This window comes from Herbidospora galbida, from assembly GCF_005233835.1.
GTDB classification, from domain to species: Bacteria; Actinomycetota; Actinomycetes; order Streptosporangiales; family Streptosporangiaceae; genus Herbidospora; species Herbidospora galbida.
The window spans coordinates 47,650-64,953 of the sequence record NZ_SZQA01000026.1; the positions used below are offsets into that span (position 1 = coordinate 47,650).

The 17,304-nt window shown below is 71.8% G+C and carries 12 protein-coding genes; 2 read left to right on the forward strand and 10 right to left on the reverse strand.

The window, feature by feature from the left end:
• The first annotated feature begins 3 nt into the window (after positions 1 to 3).
• A complete protein-coding gene (locus FDA94_RS24810) occupies positions 4 to 606 on the forward strand; it encodes a TetR/AcrR family transcriptional regulator (protein WP_137249484.1) in 603 nt (200 codons plus the stop codon).
• Here the strand turns inward: FDA94_RS24810 and FDA94_RS24815 are convergent.
• From FDA94_RS24815 to FDA94_RS24840, 6 genes are read right to left on the reverse strand one after another with little or no spacing between them, the layout of a single operon-like run.
• Positions 594 to 2,540, reverse strand: a complete 1,947-nt coding sequence (locus tag FDA94_RS24815) for an acetate--CoA ligase family protein (protein ID WP_137249485.1) — start codon at positions 2,538 to 2,540, stop codon at positions 594 to 596. The genes FDA94_RS24810 and FDA94_RS24815 overlap by 13 nt on opposite strands.
• Positions 2,537 to 3,655 (reverse strand): Glu/Leu/Phe/Val dehydrogenase dimerization domain-containing protein, encoded by a 1,119-nt coding sequence (locus FDA94_RS24820; protein ID WP_137249486.1) that lies wholly within the window; start codon positions 3,653 to 3,655, stop codon positions 2,537 to 2,539. Before FDA94_RS24820 ends, FDA94_RS24815 begins: the two co-directional genes overlap by 4 nt.
• Positions 3,652 to 5,238, reverse strand: coding sequence for a thiamine pyrophosphate-binding protein (locus FDA94_RS24825; RefSeq protein WP_137249487.1), 1,587 nt, complete (start codon positions 5,236 to 5,238; stop codon positions 3,652 to 3,654). Before FDA94_RS24825 ends, FDA94_RS24820 begins: the two co-directional genes overlap by 4 nt.
• Positions 5,235 to 6,401 (reverse strand): acyl-CoA dehydrogenase family protein, encoded by a 1,167-nt coding sequence (locus FDA94_RS24830; RefSeq protein ID WP_137249488.1) that lies wholly within the window; start codon positions 6,399 to 6,401, stop codon positions 5,235 to 5,237. The genes FDA94_RS24825 and FDA94_RS24830 overlap by 4 nt, the downstream gene beginning before the upstream one ends.
• A complete protein-coding gene (locus FDA94_RS24835; RefSeq protein WP_137249489.1) occupies positions 6,368 to 7,267 on the reverse strand; it encodes a DMT family transporter in 900 nt (299 codons plus the stop codon). The genes FDA94_RS24830 and FDA94_RS24835 overlap by 34 nt, the downstream gene beginning before the upstream one ends.
• Complete coding sequence (locus FDA94_RS24840; protein WP_137249490.1) at positions 7,264 to 8,496, reverse strand: metal-dependent hydrolase family protein; 1,233 nt, start codon at positions 8,494 to 8,496, stop codon at positions 7,264 to 7,266. Before FDA94_RS24840 ends, FDA94_RS24835 begins: the two co-directional genes overlap by 4 nt.
• Before the next feature lie 75 nt (positions 8,497 to 8,571).
• On the opposite strand from FDA94_RS24840, the gene FDA94_RS24845 reads away from it, so the two are divergent.
• The gene (locus tag FDA94_RS24845) at positions 8,572 to 10,356 is read left to right on the forward strand and encodes a S9 family peptidase (RefSeq protein WP_170991108.1); all 1,785 of its coding nucleotides are present in this window, start codon (positions 8,572 to 8,574) and stop codon (positions 10,354 to 10,356) included.
• Here the strand turns inward: FDA94_RS24845 and FDA94_RS24850 are convergent.
• The 4 genes from FDA94_RS24850 to FDA94_RS24865 form a co-directional block, all read right to left on the reverse strand.
• Complete coding sequence (locus FDA94_RS24850) at positions 10,353 to 11,195, reverse strand: hypothetical protein (RefSeq protein ID WP_137249492.1); 843 nt, start codon at positions 11,193 to 11,195, stop codon at positions 10,353 to 10,355. The genes FDA94_RS24845 and FDA94_RS24850 overlap by 4 nt on opposite strands.
• 65 nt (positions 11,196 to 11,260) lie before the next feature.
• On the reverse strand, positions 11,261 to 12,793 hold the full coding sequence (locus tag FDA94_RS24855) for a glycoside hydrolase family 43 protein (protein ID WP_137249493.1): 1,533 nt from the start codon (positions 12,791 to 12,793) through the stop codon (positions 11,261 to 11,263).
• Between the two features lie 85 nt (positions 12,794 to 12,878).
• The gene (locus tag FDA94_RS24860) at positions 12,879 to 15,749 is read right to left on the reverse strand and encodes an endo-1,4-beta-xylanase (RefSeq protein ID WP_170991109.1); all 2,871 of its coding nucleotides are present in this window, start codon (positions 15,747 to 15,749) and stop codon (positions 12,879 to 12,881) included.
• An 85-nt stretch (positions 15,750 to 15,834) separates the two neighbouring features.
• The gene (locus FDA94_RS24865) at positions 15,835 to 17,205 is read right to left on the reverse strand and encodes a glycoside hydrolase family 5 protein (protein WP_137249495.1); all 1,371 of its coding nucleotides are present in this window, start codon (positions 17,203 to 17,205) and stop codon (positions 15,835 to 15,837) included.
• Between the last annotated feature and the right edge of the window lie 99 nt (positions 17,206 to 17,304).

Below are 17,304 nucleotides of genomic sequence, written 5' to 3' on the forward strand. Positions count from 1 at the left end.
GATGTGGCACGGGGAATCAGCCGCATGCGCCGGGAGGATCTGCTCAAGGTCGCCTGCGAGGTCATCGCGGCCCAGGGATTCGGGCATACCCGCACCGTCGACATCGCCCAGGCTGCGGGGGTGAGCCAGGCGCTGCTCTTCTACCATTTCGAGACGAAGGAGAAACTGTTCGCCGCTGCCTTCGGATATGCGGCCGAACGCGACCTCGACAATCTGGAGGCGCTGCTCGATTCGGCCGGGGGGCCGGTCGACAAACTGCGGGCGATGCTCAAGTTGTATTCGCCGAGCGGTAAATCGAAATCGTGGGCGCTGTGGATCGACGCCTGGTCGGAGTCGATGCGGAACCCGGCTCTCGAAGACGTCTCCCGGGCGCTCGACCTGCGCTGGAAGGACGCCCTCCGGGAGATCCTGGCGGCCGGGGCCGACGACGGGGTGTTCAAGTGCCCCGACCCCGAAGGGGCGGCCTGGCGGTTGATGTCGCTGATCGACGGGCTCACCGTTCAGGTGACCGTGCACAAGAGGATGCTGACCCGGGCGCGGCTGTTCGAACTGGTGCGGACCGCCGCCGCCGTCGAACTCGGGCTGGAGCCCGATCAGCTGGCGTAGGCGTCGAGCGCGAGGCCGTCTTTCAGCGGGTTGATCTCGATCTCGGTGAGCTCCGGGCGGGCGTCGAGGATTCCGCCCAGTACGACCATCGCGTGCGCCACGGCGTCGACGTCGGCGGGCGGAGCGCCGCGCCAGCCGTTCAGCACCCGGGAGACGCGGGTCGTCGCGATCAGGTCCTTCGCCCGCTCATGGGTGAGCGGGGCGAGGGCCGTCACGGTGTCGGCGATGAGCTCGGCGAGGACTCCCCCGGCGCCGAAGGTGACGACCGGCCCGGCGTGCGGGTCGCGGTGCGCGCCGACGATCAGCTCCACCCCCGGCGAGACCACCTGCTCCTCGACCCAGAGCGGCAGGCCGCCGAGCCGGTCCCGCATCCGCCGCGCCTCCCGGTGGAGTTCCTCCGGGGTGCCGACGCCGAGGACGACGCCGCCCACCTCGGTCTTGTGGGCCGGGCCCAGGGCCTTGAGGACCACGGGGTAGGTCAGGCCGGGGTCGCCGCCGTCGTAGAGCGTGCCGTCGGGGAAGGAGATCCCGGAGGCCAGGAGGGTGCGACGCAGGGCGACGAATCCAGATATGTCGCCCAGGGGCGTGGAAGAGGCCGCCGGTGGCGTCCAGACCTCCCGGGAGAAGGTCAGCGCGCTCAGGCCGGTCATGACGGCGTCGATCGTGCCGTGGACGGGGACGCCCGCCGCTCGCAGGAAGTCCACGGTCGGGCCCTCGGGGCGCATCGTGTGGATCAGGCAGGGCCGCGTGGTGAGCGTCTCGGCCAGGTGGGCGGCGGCGGTGAGCTCCGCGCCCTCCAGCGCCGGGCTGTCGGCGGCGTAGCTGGCGAAGTAGCCGGTGAGAACGACCGCGTCGACCTCGGGCGCGACGAGCTCCGCGATCTTCGGGTACGTCGCCAGGTCGGCCTCCCCCGCCCCCGCCAGGTCGACCGGGTTCGACAGGCCCGCCTCCGGCGGCAGGAGGGCCCTCAGCGCCTCGGCCGTGGCCGGGCTGAACGCGGGGACCTCCAGGCCGAGGCGTTCGGCCAGTTCGGCGGCAATCGCCCCCTGACCGCCGCTGTCGGCCACCACCGCGACCCGCCGTACGGGGGCCGGGACGGCCAGGCACGCCTGGGCGATGTGGATCGCCTCCTGCGGGGTGCGGGCGCGCAGGACGCCCGCCGCCCGGCACAGCGCGTCGACGACCGCGTCGGGGGTGGCGAGCGCGCCGGTGTGGGAGGTGACCGCGCGGCGGCCCGCCGCCGAGCCGCCGACGGTCAGCAGGATGACGGGCTTGCCGCCCGCCAGCGCGATCAGGTCGCGGCCGATCGACAGGTCTTCGAGGTAGAGGATGACGACACGGGTGTGCGGGGCGGCGACGACCGCCTCGGCCAGTTCCCGGACGCCCAGGTCGGCGGCGGCCCCGACGGAGACGAACCGCGACAGGCCGAGGCCCTCCTTCGCGGCCAGATAGCCGAGTTCCAGGCCGACCGAGCCGCTCTGCGAGACGACGCCGATCGGGCCGGGGGTCAGCGTGCCCCAGGTGAGGGCGAGGGCGGAGGCGGAGTCGTACACCCCCATGCTGGTCGGGCCCACGAGACGGGCCCCGGCCGAGCGCACCCGCTCGGCCAGCGCGGGCAGGCCGCCGGGGTAGACGACCCCGGCGGTGATCGCGACGAGGGCGCGGGCCCCGGCGTCGAGGGCGTCGCCGACGACCTGCTCGTAGGTGTGCGGCGGGGTCGCGATCGCGACCAGGTCGGGGGTCTCGCGGAGGTCGCGCAGCGAGTGGTGGGTGGGGTGGCCGAGGACGTCGGCGCCGCGGGCGTTCACCAGGTGGACCGGGCGGCGCGAGGCGCCGCTCAGGGCGCCCCTGGCCAGCCAGTAGCCCCATTTGGCGGGGTCGCCGGAGGCGCCGACGACGGCGACCGTGCGGGGGTCGAACAGGGCCTCGGTCATCGCCCGGCCGCCATGTTGCGGTCGCTCAGGTCATGGGCGACCTCTCGCGGCGTCCGGCCGGGGTCGGACATGATCTCGGTCGTCACCCGGCGCATCCAGGAGCGGATCTTCGCGAAGGCGGCGTCGGCATCGGCGGGGATGTCGCCGAACAGGGTCCACCACCACCACGAGTTGGTCGCCGAGTTGGCCACCACGTCCGGGACGACCACCACTCCCCTGGCGGCGAGCGCGCGTTCGGCCTCCGGGGTGACCGGCACGTTGGCCGCCTCCACCACCAGCCGGGCCCGCACGCGCGGGGCCTCCGCCGCCCCGACGCAGTAGGAGACGGCGGCCGGGATCAGCAGGTCGCAGTCGACGTCGAGCCACCCGTCGCGGGGCCGTTTCTCGCCCGGGATCCGGCCGAAGGGGTCCCGGGCGCGGAGCAGCGCCTCCACGTCGAGGCCGCCGGGATCGGTCAGGAGGCCGTCGGCGTCGGCGACGCCGACGATCCGCACCCCCGCCCGCGCCAGGAACCGCGCGGTCGCGCCGCCCATGGAGCCGAAGCCCTGGACGACCGCCGTCGGGTTCCGGATGCCCAGACGGTCGAGCGCCGTCAGGGCCGACTCGGCCACGCCGCAGCCGCCGGCCAGGTCGCCCAGGCCGATACCGTCGACCGTGACGGCGAAGGCGGCGTCCAGGCGCTTCAGTGCCGTGTCGGGGTCGTCGAGGAGCGGCAGCACGGCGTCGATCGAGGTGCGCAGGCCGGCCGCGTGGCAGGCCTCCTCGATCGACTCCTGGCGCAGGCCCAGGTCCTCGCCGGTCGCCCAGTAGGTGGCCAGCAGGGGCTTCATCGCGGCGATGTAGCGGTGCAGCATCCCGGTCGCCTCGGGGTCGAGGGGATCGCAGTCGATGCCGCCCTTCGCGCCGCCGAGCGGCTGGTAGGCCAGGCCCGGCTCGTAGGCGATGGCCTCCTTGCGGGACATGCCCCGGGCCAGGTCGGCGACCTCGTCCAGGGTCACCCCGGCGCGCATCCGCAGCCCGCCGCTGCTGACGCCCCGGCCGAGCCGGTCGATGACGAGGTAACCGGGCCGGCCGGTGACGTCGTCGGTCCAGACGACCTGGAGGAACGGGGTCATGACTGCTCCTGGATGACGATCACCGTGGGGCGGTCGGCGGCGAACGCCGCCTCGATCTCGCCCGTCAGGTCGTGCGGGTGTCCGACGCCACGGGCGCCGAACGCCTCGGCCAGCCGGACGAAGTCGGGGGCGTGCAGGTCGACCGCCACCGGGGGCATGGGGCGGGCCTTCATCTCGGCCCGGATCTCGCCGTAGCCGCCGTTGACCGCGACGACGATCGGCAGGTTGAGACCGAGCTCGACGGCGGTGGCCAGCTCTTGGACGGTGAACTGCAGCGCGCCGTCACCGGCCAGGACGCAGACGGGGAGGTCGGGGTCGGCGACCTTGGCGCCGATGGCGGCGGGGAGGGCGTAGCCGAGGGTGCCGAAGCCGGTGGGGAACAGGAACCGGCGCCGGAGGACGGCCAGGGCGCCGTAGTAACAGAACATCGAGTTGTCGGCGGCGATGACGGCGTCACCGGAGAGGGCCCTGGCGATGGCGTCGAGCTCGGCCCGCCAGGGGGCGGCGAGGTCGGCGCGCTCCCGCGCGATCCGGTGAGCGACCTCAGCCAGAGGCCCACGTGTCTCGCCGTCAGGCCCCGGATCGGTGCCGGCTGCCTCGCCATGCCGACTGGTCGCGGGCATGACCGGGTCGGTGCGGGAGTCGGCCGTCTGGCTGACCTTCGCCAGGAGGGCCGGAAGGGCCGTTTCCGCGCGGGCGGTGATCGGGATCGTCGCGTCCACCGTCTGGTCCGGGTCGACGTCGACGCGGATGAGGGTGCCCTCATAGGCGAAGTCGGTCCACAGGTCCGAGGGGGCCAGCTCCGTGCCCACGGCCAGCAGCACGTCGCACGACTTCAGCCACGTCTGGGTGGACTTCAGGAAGAGGGCCGGGCCGAGGTTGCGGTGATGGTCTGTAGGGAGGATCCCGGTCCCGTTGATGGTGCTCACGATGAGGGCGTCCACCGTCTCGGCTAGCCGGAGGGCCGCCTCCCCTGCGCCTCGGGCGCCGCCGCCGAGGACGATGCCCACACGCCGGGCCCCGGTCAGGGCCGCCGCCGCCTCCGGGAGGCCGCCCCGCGCCGGGACGGTGAACTCTCCCTCCGCGTCGAGGAGGTCGGCCGGGATCTCGATGTGCACGGGTCTCGGGCGGCCCGCCGCGAAGAAGGCGAACGCCGCCGCGAGCGCCGCCGGGATCTCGGCCACCGCCGTCACGCGGTGGCTCCACGCGCAGACCGCGTCCATGGCCGCCGACTGGTTCTTCGTCTCATGCAGGTAGCCGGCGCTCCGGCGCGGATGGGTCGTCGGCACGCCCGGCGAGAGCAGCAGCAGCGGGATCGAGTCGGAGTAGGCCTGCCCGGCCGCCGCGGCGGCGTTCAGGATGCCGGGGCCGGTCGTGGTCAGCACGACGCCGGGCCGCCCCGAGATCCGGGCGTAGCCGTCGGCGGCGTAGCCGGCGCCCTGCTCGTGCCGGGGAGTGACCAGCCGGGTGCCCTGGCGGGCGAGGGCCTCGTACAGGGCGAGGTTGTGGGTTCCGGGGATGCCGAACACCGTGTCGACCCCGTAGGCGGCCAGGGTGGCCGCGACCGCCGTCGCGCCCGTCATGAGCGGGCCAGCGACCGGGAGATGATCAGCCGCTGGATGTCGGAGGTGCCCTCTTCGAGCTCCTCCAGCTTGGCGTCGCGCAGCCACTTCTCCACGAGGAACTCCCTCGAGTAGCCCCACCCGCCGAACGTCTGCATGGCCGCCCACGCGCACCAGACCGCGTTCTCCGACGCCGTCAGCTTGGCGATCGCGGCCTCCTCGGTGATGGGGTGGCCGGAGTCGTACAGGTCGGCGGCCCGGCGCGTCAGCAGCGCCGACACGTCGGTCTTGGCGGCCATGTCGGCCAGCCGGAACGCCACCGCCTGGTGGCCGATGATGGGCGTGCCGAACTGCTCCCGCTCCTTCGCGTACGCCAGCGAGACGTCCAGGGCCGCGCGCGACAACCCCGTGCAGGCGGCGGCGATGAGCACCCGGGAGGCGTCGAAGGTCCGCATGAGCCCGCGGAACCCCTGGCCCTCCCCGCCGAGGCGGTCGGCGACCGGCACGCGGACCCCGTCGAGGAACAGCTCCGCGCACGCGATGCCGCGCTGTCCCATCTTCGGCATCGGCGCCCCGACCGTGAAGCCGGGCGCGTCCCGGTGCACGACGAAGGCGGTCACCCCCTTGGAGCGGGTGCCGGGCGCGACCGTCGCGAAGACGACGAACCACTCGGCGAAGGGCGCGTTGGAGATCCACGTCTTCTGGCCGGTCAGCACGTAGTGGTCGCCGTCGCGCTCGGCCCGGGTGGTGATCGACGCCGCGTCGGAGCCGACGCCGGGCTCGGTCGTGGCCAGCGCGGTCAGGGGCGGGTCGTCGCCGGCCAGCGGCGCGAGCAGACGTTCCCGCTGGGAAGGGGTGCCGAGCTCCAGCACGGGCGAGGCGAAGAACCCCCCGGAGGTGATCAGGTTCCCGATGGAGATGTCGCCGTGGCACAGCTCCTCCTGCACCAGGCACTGGGTGACCAGGTCGGTGACCCCGCCCCCGCCGTACTCCTCGGGGATCATGAACGAGGTCAGCCCGGCCTTCGCCGCCTTCGCCCAGATCTCCCGGGGGAAGACGTGGTCGCCCTCGTCGACCTCGCGGGCCCGGGGCCGGATCTCCTCGGCGGCGAACCTGCGGGCCAGCGCGACGACGTCGGCCTGCTCCGGGCTCAGCTCACGGCCGAGACGGGGGACTCTGGGCATGGTCTCTCCTCGGGTACGGGCCGGGCCACGATCCCCATGGCGGCCAGCATGCAGCCGCCGCCGACGAGGACGGTCCAGGTGAGCGGCTCGCCGTACAGGACGGCGGCGAACGCGGTCGCCCACACGGGCTCGACCGCGATGACGACGGCGGCGGCGGTCGGCGGCACGTGCGCCTGCGCCCACGTCTGGGCGAGGAACGTCCCGGCCCCGGCGACGGTGGCGAGGTAGACCACGCCGGTCCAGTCGACGGCGCTCTGCGGCAGGGTGATCCCGCCGGGCGCGGCGGCGACGGTCATGACGACGGCCAGCGTGAGGATCTGCACGACCGAGAGCGCGTACGCGTCCTCCGGCCGCGACCACTTCCCGAGCGCGACCAGGTGCACGGCGTACAGCGCCGCCGACACGGCGGTCAGCGCGACCGCGCCCGCGGGTGCGCCGACCGGCCCGCTGAGCAGGCTGAACGAGGCGGTGCCGACGGCGGCGAGCCCGACAGCCGCCCAGGTCGGCCGGCTGACCCGGGTCTTCAGCCAGACCAGGGCGATCAGCGGGGTCATGACGAGGTAGGACCCGGTGACGAATCCGGAGACCGACGAGGGCAGCTCGGCCAGCCCGATGGTCTGCAGGGTCAGCGCGACGCCGTAGACGCCGCCAAGCAGAGCGCCCGTCCCCCACAGGCGCGGGGTCAGGTTCCGGAGCGCGCGCGGCCTGATCGCGATCAGGACCAGCACGGCGAGCCCGAACCGGGCGGCGTAGAGGTCGGCGATCGGCAGGCGGGCGACCAGGTCCTTGGTCAGCGGGAACGTGGATCCCCAGACGGCGGTGACCGAGACCAGCGCGAGCACGCCCAGGTGGTAGTGGCGCTTCACGGGCTGCGCCGCAGGGTGTCCTTGACGACCTCGCCGCCCTTCATCACGAACGCCACGTCGGCGAACTTCGTGATGTCGAGCTCGCCGGGGACGGCCACGAGGTCGGCGTACCGGCCCGGAGACAGGGATCCGACCCGGTCGTCCCACCCCATGCACTCGGCGCTCGTCAGGGTCGCCGCCTTCAGCGCCTGGATCGGCGTGAGCCCGTGGTCGACCATGGTGGCCAGCTGGCGGCCCTGGAGCCCGTGGGGGAAGCCGCCGGCGTCGGTGCCGAAGCCGATCTTCACCCCGGCCCGCACCGCCCTGCGGAACCCCTCGCGCTGCGCCTCGGCGGTCTCGTCGTTCTTGCGGAGCTGTTCGGCGTCGTAGCCCTGCGACGGGCCGGTCTCGCGGATCCAGTCGGCCCACCAGATGTCGGCCGACAGGTAGGTGCCGTGGGCGGCCATCAGGTCGGCGGCCTCGTCGTCGAGGAAGCAGGCGTGCTCGATCGACCGCACGCCGGCGCGCACGGCCCGCTTGATGCCCTCGGCGCCGTGGGCGTGGGCGGCGACGTACCGGCCGTACCAGGACGCCTCCTCGACGGCGGCGCGCATCTGCGCCTCGGTCAGCTCGGGCGCGCCGGGGATGGTGCCGCTGGCCAGCACGGCGCCGGTGGCGATCAGCTTGATCAGGTCGGCGCCGTGGAAGACGATCTCCCGGACCCGCTCGCGGATGTCGTCGACGGAGCGCGTCTCGCCGAACCGGAACTCCTTCGGCACCTCGACGTCGTGGGCGAACCCGGTCAGCATCCCGCCGCCGCCGCGCACGGTCACATAGGCGCCGGCCACGGCCATGCGGGGGCCGAGCACGTGCCCGGCGTCGATCGCGTCGCGCAGCGCGACGTCGACGAAGGCGCGGAAGGTCCCGACGTCGCGGACGGTGGTGAAGCCGGCGAGCAGCGTGTCGCGGGCGTTGGGGATGGAGGCGAAGGCCTGCCGGGCGGCGCTGTGCTTGAGCTCCTGGGCGTAGTCGCCGCACGCCGCCACCCCGACGAGATGGGTGTGCAGGTCGATCAGCCCGGGGGCCACGGTGACGTCGCCGAGGTCGCGGAGCTCGAGGACCTCCCCCTCGAACCCGGCGTGAGGACCCGTCGAGACGATCCGGTCGCCCTCGATGACGATGAGCTGATCGGTCAGCAACCGCTCGCCGACGACGTCGACGAACCGGGCGCACCGCACCGCTCTGGCCACCGGTCCTCCCCTCCTGTTTTACTGAGTCGCTACTCAAACACAGCAGGGTTTACCTTGGCAATAACGGGAGCGCCGATGCAACCGAAGGACCTGGCGACCGACCGTCTGCTCACCGAACTGACCGTCTCCCCCGACGGCTCGCGCGTCGCCGTCGTCGAACGCCGCGTCGTCGCGGGCCGCGAGCGCCACCGCCTCCTGCTCGTCCCGACGACCGGCGGCCCGCCCCGGGTCCTCACCGCCGAGGCCTCCGCGCCGGCGTTCTCTCCTTCCGGTACGTCCATCGCCTACCTGCACAAGAACCAGGTCTGTGTACGCCCCCTCGACGGCGGCCCCGCCCGCACGGTGACGGCGTTCAAGCGGGGCGTCGTCGAGTTCGCCTGGCTCGACGAGACCCGCTTCGCCGTGCTGGCCCCCGACGACACGTCGCCCGTGATGCGCGGCGACGTCGCCCGCGTCGTCCGCCGCCTCGACTGGCGCGAGGAGGGCCACGGCCTGCGCCTGCACCCCACGCACGTCCACGTGGTGGGCGCGGAGGTGACCAGGCTGACCGGCGGCGACTGGTGGGCGTCGTGTCTGCGCGTCCACGGAGACAAGATCGGCTTCATCGCCGACCGGGGCGACGACCGCGACCCCCACCCCCAGGTCCACGAGGTCACCCTGAGCGGCGAGGTGACCCAGCGCACCAGCCTGACCGGCCCGGTCCTCCGCTTCACCTACACCGAGGAGGGCGACGTCGTCGCCGTCGCACCCCCGGTACGCCGCCCCACCGACTGGGACCCGGAAACCGTCTGGCACGAGACCGAGCCGCTGACCGCCCATCTGGACCGCTTCGCCGGCCAGGCCCCCACCACCGACGAACGCCTGACGGTCGTCTGCGACGACGGCCGCGAATACGCCCGCGACCTGCGAACCGGCCGCGACCTCACCCCACGGGAGCTGGACCCGGTGGTGCACGCCCTGGCGGAGGGCGGCGGCGTCGTCTGCGCCATCGCGTCGTTCGGCGGCGCCGCCCGCCCCGACCTCTACCGCCTCGACCCCCTGAAGCGACTGATGCCCTCGGGCTCGGTCTGGCTCGCTCGGCACCCGGCCCCCGTCCAACGGGAGATCGAGATCGACGGCGTCCAGGTCTTCCTGACCGCCCCGCCCGGCACCGACCTCGACACCGCCCGCGGCCTCCCCACGGTCCTGGCCCTGCACGGCGGCCCGGCGTGGGCCTGGCCGGTGGCCCCCGACTCCGACGCGCTGCTGCTGGCGTCGGCGGGCTACCTGGTCGTGCGTCCCAACATCCGGGGATCCTTCCACCGGGGCCGCGCCTGGGGCGACGCGCTCGGCGCGAACTGGGGCGGCCCGGACGCCGACGACTGCCACAGCGTCGTCGACCACCTGACGGAGTCGGGCCTGGCCGGGAAACTGGCCTGCTACGGCAACTCCTACGGAGGCTTCCTGGTCAACTGGCTCATCGGCACGAGCGACCGCTTCGCGGCGGCCATCAGCCAGAACGGGGTGACGAACCAGGTGTCGGGCTTCGCCGCCTGCGACCTCGGAGCCGTCTACGACGTGGACTCGGGCCTGGGCGACACCTGGACGGAAGAGGGGGTGAACCACCTCTGGAAGATCAGTCCCCTGCGCAACGTGGCGAGGATCAGCACACCGCTGCTGCTGTTGCAGGGAGAACAGGACTACCGCTGCCCGCCGTCGGACGCGGAGCAGATGTTCGTGGCACTGCGACGGCTGAGGAGGGAGGTGGAATACATCCTCTATCCGGACTCGGGCCACTCGATGACCCACGACGCCCGCCTGGATCGACGCATCGACCGCTCAGAGAGAATGCTCCACTGGCTCAACCGCCACCTGCGCTAGACGAACAGTTCGGCCGCGTCGTCGACCAGCGCCGCCCGGACGACCAGATCGCTGAGGTGTTCGGGCTCGGCGCACTCGGTGATGCGGGCGCGCTGCTCGTCGGTGAGCGCGATCTTCCGCGCTTCGAGCACCGCCAGCACGTCGGCGACGCCCTGCTCGACCCTGCCCACGCCGACGTACTTCTTGCCGGTCGGGCTGTTGACCGGCCAGTTGGTGAGCATGAACTCCTCCATGTTCGCCTTCACCGCCAGAGCGGCGAGTTGATGGGTGTATTCATAGTACGACGCAGCGTCACCAGGGGGCAGGTCCTTGAACCCGCGCATGATGTCGGCCACGACCTCGCGGTCGGCGCCGTGGGCCATCAGCGAGAGCACCGCGAGATGCGGGTTCTCCGCCGCCTGCACCCGACCGACCACCGGAATGCTGTCAGGCCCGACGGCGAGGGGGTCGATGTAGAAGGTCTCGAGCTCGGTGGGCATGCGGCTGGCGGCCCAGCGGGCCGTGCGCCTGTCGGGGCAGACGACCACGACGTGGACGGGACAGTCGAGGTGCAGCCACACCGCGGCCGCGTAGCGCGGTAGCTGGCGGGCCTTCGCCTCCGAGGGCTGCAGCTGCATCTCGACGATCAGCGCGGCGTAGGGCTCCCGCTCGGGACCGAGCGTGAGCAGCAGGTCGGGACGGAGCTCCTTGGAGACGCGGTCGCTCAGTTCGAGCTGGTGTGCCCGGACGGGGAGACCGTCGGGCACCTCCAGCAGTTTGGCCCGCCTGACCAGGTCGAGGGCGAGCTGAGGCCGTTCTCGGAAGAGCTGGTTGAGTGAATCGTGTTGTGTTGTGGGCACGCGTCAGGAAGTTACCGACCGATTACCGTCCGCGCATCCGATTCAGTAGAACAGGCACTCGAATTTCACAACGCCTGATAGTCAAACCAGGCAAAATGCGCCGAATTCGAGCTCTCCCGCCCCTCCGACGTCGCGTAGAGAGCGATCATGGCCCCGATGAAGCCCCCCGCCACCGTCGAGCTCAGGATGCGGCCGTCGAGCGGCGGGCCCAACGGACGCCACTCGCCCGGTGAGAGGGCGTAGCGGGCCTGGTAGTCCTGACCGTGGGCCTCGAAGCTCAGCCACACGCGGCCCCCGGTGGCGTCGGCCCACCCGGCCAGGGTGTCGACGCCTTCGGCGCGGTGGATGAGTTCGAGGCCGTCGGGCCGCCGGGACAGGCGGATGTGGAAGTCGTCGTTCTGGATCAGGGCCAGGCCCGCGTGCTCGCCCGGCCCCGGGGTGAAGGTGAGTTCGGTGTGGACGGCGAAGTCGATGTGGGCCTGCGGGCGGGCCACCAGGCTGGGGTTGCCGTGCTCGGTCAGGCCCGGCGGGCGCACCTTGAGGGTCAGGCCGTCGCCGACCGTCCAGAACGTCTCGCGCGGGGTGCGGAGGAACTGCCAGGCGGGGGCGAGCCGGTCGAAGTGGTCGCACGCGGGGGTGGCCGGCCATCGGTGGACCGGCAGCGAGGGGCCCGCGAAGTCGAGGGTCACCTGGTCGAAGACGGGCCATTCGTCTTCCCAGCGCACGCGGGTCAGGAAGGTCTCGCGGCCCAGGTTGTAGCCGTGTTCCCGGCGGACGGCCGCCATGTCGGGCGGGGTGGCGTCGGTGCCGCCGTAGGGACGGGTGGCCAGCAGGACCGACCACCACTCGCCGTCGGGGGTCTCGACCAGGTCGGGGTGGCCCGTGGAGGTGATCGGGTGGCGCAGGCCCAGGTGGCGGTGGGTCAGCACGGGGTTGCGCGGGTTGCCCGCATAGGGGCCGGTGACCGTGCGGGAGCGGGCCACCATGACGGCGTGCTCCTCGGCGGTGCCGCCCTCGGAGGTCACCAGGTAGTACCAGCCGCCCGACTTGTAGATGTGGGGGCCCTCGGCCCAGATCGCGCCGCGCAGGTGGGGCGTCCAGACGACGTGCTCGTCGCCGACGAGCTTCAGCGAGGTCAGGTCGAGTTCGCGCAGCCAGATCTCGGTGTCGCCGGAGAACTCCTTGTTCTCGCGTTCGCGGGCGCCGTGCATCCAGCAGCGGCCGTCGTCGTCGAAGAACAGGGAGGGGTCGAAGCCGCGCGTCTCGGGGAACCAGACCGGCTCGGTCCACGGCCCCTCGGGCGAGGTGGCGGTGACCAGGAAGTTGCCCGCCGTCTCCATCAAGGTCGTGATCATGTAGAAGACGCCGTCGTGGTGGCGGATGGTGGGGGCGTAGATGCCCGCCGACGGCTTGAGGCCGTCGAGGTCCAGGTCGTGGCACACGTGGCCGAGCTGCCGCCAGTGCGTCAGGTCTCTGCTGTGGAAGATCGGGACGCCGGGGAACCACTCGAACGACGAGGTCACCAGGTAGTAGTCGTCGCCGACGCGGCAGATCGAGGGGTCGGGGTGGAAACCGGAGAGGATCGGATTCGTGGACACCGGCGGGAGCCTCCGAAATGAGTGGCGCCGGGCCCCGCACGCTGCGGAAGGCGGGGCCCGGCGCCAGAACCTATTGGACCATGCACTACTTACCGAGCCGTAGCACTCCCCATCGCGCCGTGGACAGATAGCTCTGTCCGGTCGGGTCGTGCCAGGTCACCGCCGCGGTACGCGCGGTGCCGGTGGCGTCGTTGATCTGCACGTCGAAGCCGAGGACCCGGTCGCGGGACAGGGTCACCGTGGGCAGTTTGATCGCCGCCTCGACGATGTAGCCGTTGGAGGTGCGCGACACGGCGCTGGTCAGGTTGCCGCGGATCGCGAAGGCGTCGAAGGTGCCGCCGATCGACTCGGCGCCGGTGAAGGAGATCCGGTACTGGCCGTCGTCGTCGTCATAGCCCTTGGTCTTGTTGTTGCCGGGGTCGACGAAGATCTCGACGCTGTCCTCCTCCCACGCGTTCGGCGACTCCTCGCTGAGGACGGGGTCGGTGACCTTCGCCAGGACGTACAGGACGCCCGAGGGCGACCACAGCGCCCGGACTTTGGCCGTCGCGCCCGACGTGCCCTGGATCCAGGTGCCGGTCTCGACCGGAGTGGCCTTGTTCCAGACCGCCTCGGCGACGCCGTCGACGACCGGGGTCTCCTTCGGCGCGGTGAGCTCCTTCACCTCGGGGACGAAGGTCAGGGCGCCGCTCCAGGCGGCGTCCGGGCCGGTGCTCGCGTCGTCGACCGTCAGGTCGAGGGTCGCGGCCGATCCGGAGGGCAGCAGGGCCTCGGCCTGCCAGCCGGTGGCGGTCTTCCTGGTGTGCGCCTTGAAGCCCTGGGCGTGCGGGGCGCCGCGCTGGATCTTGTACGTCGCCGACCCGGCCTTCAGGGACAGGGAGTCGGTCCGGTCGTCGGTCGGGTCGGTCACGTCCGCGAAGACGTACACACCCGAAGGGGCCTTGCGCAGCTGGAAGGAGGCCGACACCGGCCCCGAGCGGGCCACGGGCTGGTCCGCCTGGCGGTCCCACTGCTCGTCGCGCCTGCCGTCGACGGTGACGGTCCCGGCGGGCACCACCAGCGCGAGCCGCGACGCGGGCAGCTTCGACGGGTCGGCGACGCCCCAGAAGGCCGGCTTGGCCTGGAGCTCGTCGTCGAAGGGCAGCGGCGCGTTCACGCGGGTGATCGGGAACGTCGACAGCCAGGTCTCGTCGTCGGCCACGCCCCAGACGGTCACCGACGTCAGCTCGGCGGCCTGGCGGCGGAAGACGTCGAAGATCTCCTTGTACCGGTGCCCCTGCCGGGCGAGGACCTCGTCAGGCACCGTCGCGTAGGTCGACACGAAGTCGGTGTAGACCGACACGTCGAGCTCGGTGACCTGCTGCTCCACGTCGAGGGTCGCGAACCGCTCGATGCTGTCCTCGATGTGGTAGGCGGGCGGCTGCTCGATGTTGACGTGGAGCTGGTGCCCGACGGCGTCGATCGGCACGCCCTCGTCGAGGAGCTGTTTGACGACCTTGTACATCGCCTCCCGCTTGCGCGGGAACTCGGTGTTGTAGTCGTTGAACACCAGCGTCGCGGCGGGGTCGACCTCGCGGGCGACCCGGAACGCGGTCCGGATGTAGTCGAGGCCGGTGATCTCGAACCACGGCGAGCGGCGCAGGCCGTCGGGCTGGTTCTCGTCGATGACCTCGTTGACGACGTCCCAGGTGCCGATGCGGCCCTTGTAGCGGCCCATCACGGCGCGGATGTGGTTCTCCACGCGCTGGAGCAGGACCTCCTTGGTGGCGCCCTCGAAGACCCACGCGGGGGTCTGGCTGTGCCAGACGAGGGTGTGGCCGCGGAACTCCAGGCCGTTGTCGGTCGCGAAGTCGACCAGGGCGTCGCCCTCGCCGAAGGTGAACTGGCCTTCGACCGGCTCGGTCGCGTCCCACTTCAGCGCGTTGCCGGGGGTGACGCTCCCGTAGTGCTTGTTGATCAGCTTGGCGTGCTCGCCGAGGGTGGCGCCCCGATGGAAGGCCGCGCCGAGCGTGAAGGGCACGGTGTCCTTGAGCGAGGGGATGTCGGTCTGGATGGGCTTCGGCTCGACGTACTCCAGCGTGAAGTCGTCGAGCTCGAACGGCAGGACGCCCTCACTCGACTCGACGTAGACGCTCAGGAAGTCGACGTCGTGGGCCGGCGTGTACGTCCCGCTCAGCCGCGTCCATCCGGTGACCGAGACGGGGGCGACGACCCGCTCGTAGGACGGCGTGCCGTTCTGCCGCCGCTCGATCGACAGGCCGAGCGACTGCGCCTCGGCGCTGCGGACCCAGACCGACAGCGTGTACTTGGAGCCCTTGGCCAGCTTGCCCAGGACGTTCAGCGACGGGCCGTCCCACGACGCCTGGCGGTTGGCGACGGCGAGGCCGTACGACCCCGCGTGCGCGGCGGCGCCCGACGCGGTCAGCGTCGCCCCGCCGCGCGGGTTCCAGCCCTGCGCGGTCCCCGTCTCGAAGTCGGTGGACAGGCCCGACTGCGTGGGATCGCTGTCCGACGTGACGACGATGTCGTCGACCGTGAACTCGGCCGTCGCGTCGGAGCTCTCGAAGTAGAGGTTCAGGGCGGAGTCGGCGGAGTAGGAGTACGACCCGGACAGTTCGGTGAACTCGCCGGGAGCCGACGTCGCCGCCCCGACCCGCTCCCAGGTCGTCGAACCGCCGGCGGGGGTCCGCTCGACGGTCAGCGCGACCGACCCCGACACCTTCGCGGTGACGTTGTAGGTCACGCCCTTCTCGAAGGGCGGGGTGATCTGGGCGCCCATCCAGGTCTGGGTCCGCCCGCTCACCCGCAGGTTCCCGGCGGAGGTGTCGAGGACGACGCCGTCGCCGCGCGGGCCCCAGCCCTGGGCGCCGGACGCGAAGTCGTAGGTGGCGATCGTGGTGACATCCGCCCTGGCCGGGACGGCCAGGCATGACAGGACGAGCAGCAGGGCCGTCACGGCTCGGAAGGAGCGACCCAGGGCCGGCCTTCGGCCGGCCCTGGGTCGCGCCCATGAATCTGCCTCGATGAGCAAGGGGGGTCTCCTAGTGCAGGTTCTCGTTGAGCAGGTCGAGCAGCGGCTGACGCCGGGCGCACGAGGCGAGCGCGAAGGAGTCGGCCAGGGCCAGCAGTTCCTCGTCGGAGCGGCCGCGGAACACCTCGGCGTACTCGGGGACGAGCGCCTGGGCGATGAGGATGTGCCGGATGAGGTCGTCGATCTGGTAGCGGGCGCCCCAGGGGTAGGGGTCCCAGGAGGGGAACTCGGTCTCCATGAGCTGGTGCAGCGGCCTCAGTTCCGCCGTGTTCTCCTCCATGGTCGAACCCCACCGGTCGGCCCCGAGACGGCCCTTCTTGGCGATGAAATCGCCGAAGACTCCGATGTAAGGTTCACCGGCCGTCACGAGTCCCTGGAGACCCACGTCCTTGTACGTCCACAGCGACCACCCCGCCGAATGCGCGTCGAAGATCTCCAGCTGGTCGCGCAGGATCTGGTAGCGCTGCGCGTCGACGTCGGGCTTGCCGGTGTAGACGGGGCCGAACTCGCCCACCCAGATGGGGGTCCCGGTCTCGCGCTGGAACACCGTGCGCTTCTCGAAGGTGGCCTCCAGGGTCGAGCGGTCGACCCATTCGCCGCGCGTCTCGCCGGGGTAGGGGCCGCCGTGGGCGAACCCGGCCAGGGCGTAGTCGTGGCAGACGAAGACCGTGTTCTCGTACACCTCGCGGAAGATCGAGAAGTCGGTCGAGTAGGTGTTGCCGTCGAGGAACAGCACGTGGCCGGGGTCGACCGCGCGGATCGCCTTGACCAGGCGGTCGTAGAACGGGCCGACGACCCGTCCGTGCACGTCGCCGGGCTCGTTGATGGGGTTGTAGCCGGCCACCCACGGGTTGTCCTTGTAGCGGTCGGCCATGGCCTCCCACAGGTGCACCGCGCGGTCCTGGAACTGGCGGAAGTTCCAGAAGTTGGCGATGTGGGTGGGGTTGTCGGAGTGCCAGTGCTGGTTCTGCGCGCCGGGCAGGGCGTGCAGGTCGATGACGCTGTAGATGCCGCGTTCGCCGAGCAGGCCGATGACCCGGTCGAGGTGGCGGAAGCCGTGTTCGATGATCTCGAACGGGCGGTCGTCCGACTCGAAGTGGTGGTAGTTGACCGGGATCCGGACGCAGTTCATGCCCAGGTCACGTAAGAGGTCGGCGTCCTCCGGGCCGAAGAACGAGGTCAGCAGGCGGTCGAAGAACAGCTCCGAGCGCTCCTCGCCGAGCACCTCCCGGACGGCCGACCGCATGGTCGACTCGTTGGCCGAGTAGCCGGTGATGAAGTTCTCCATGTTGAGCCAGCCGCCGAGCCCGACGCCACGAAGGCGCACCGGACGCCCGGACGGGTCGACGAGATGAGATCCGGACACGCGCAGGTCGGGCATCGCTTCCCCTTGAAAGTTTCGGACTGTTACCGAATATTTCGCAAGCCGCAGCATAGATATCCTGCTCGCGGACCGTCAACAAAGAGCTGGGAGCGCTAC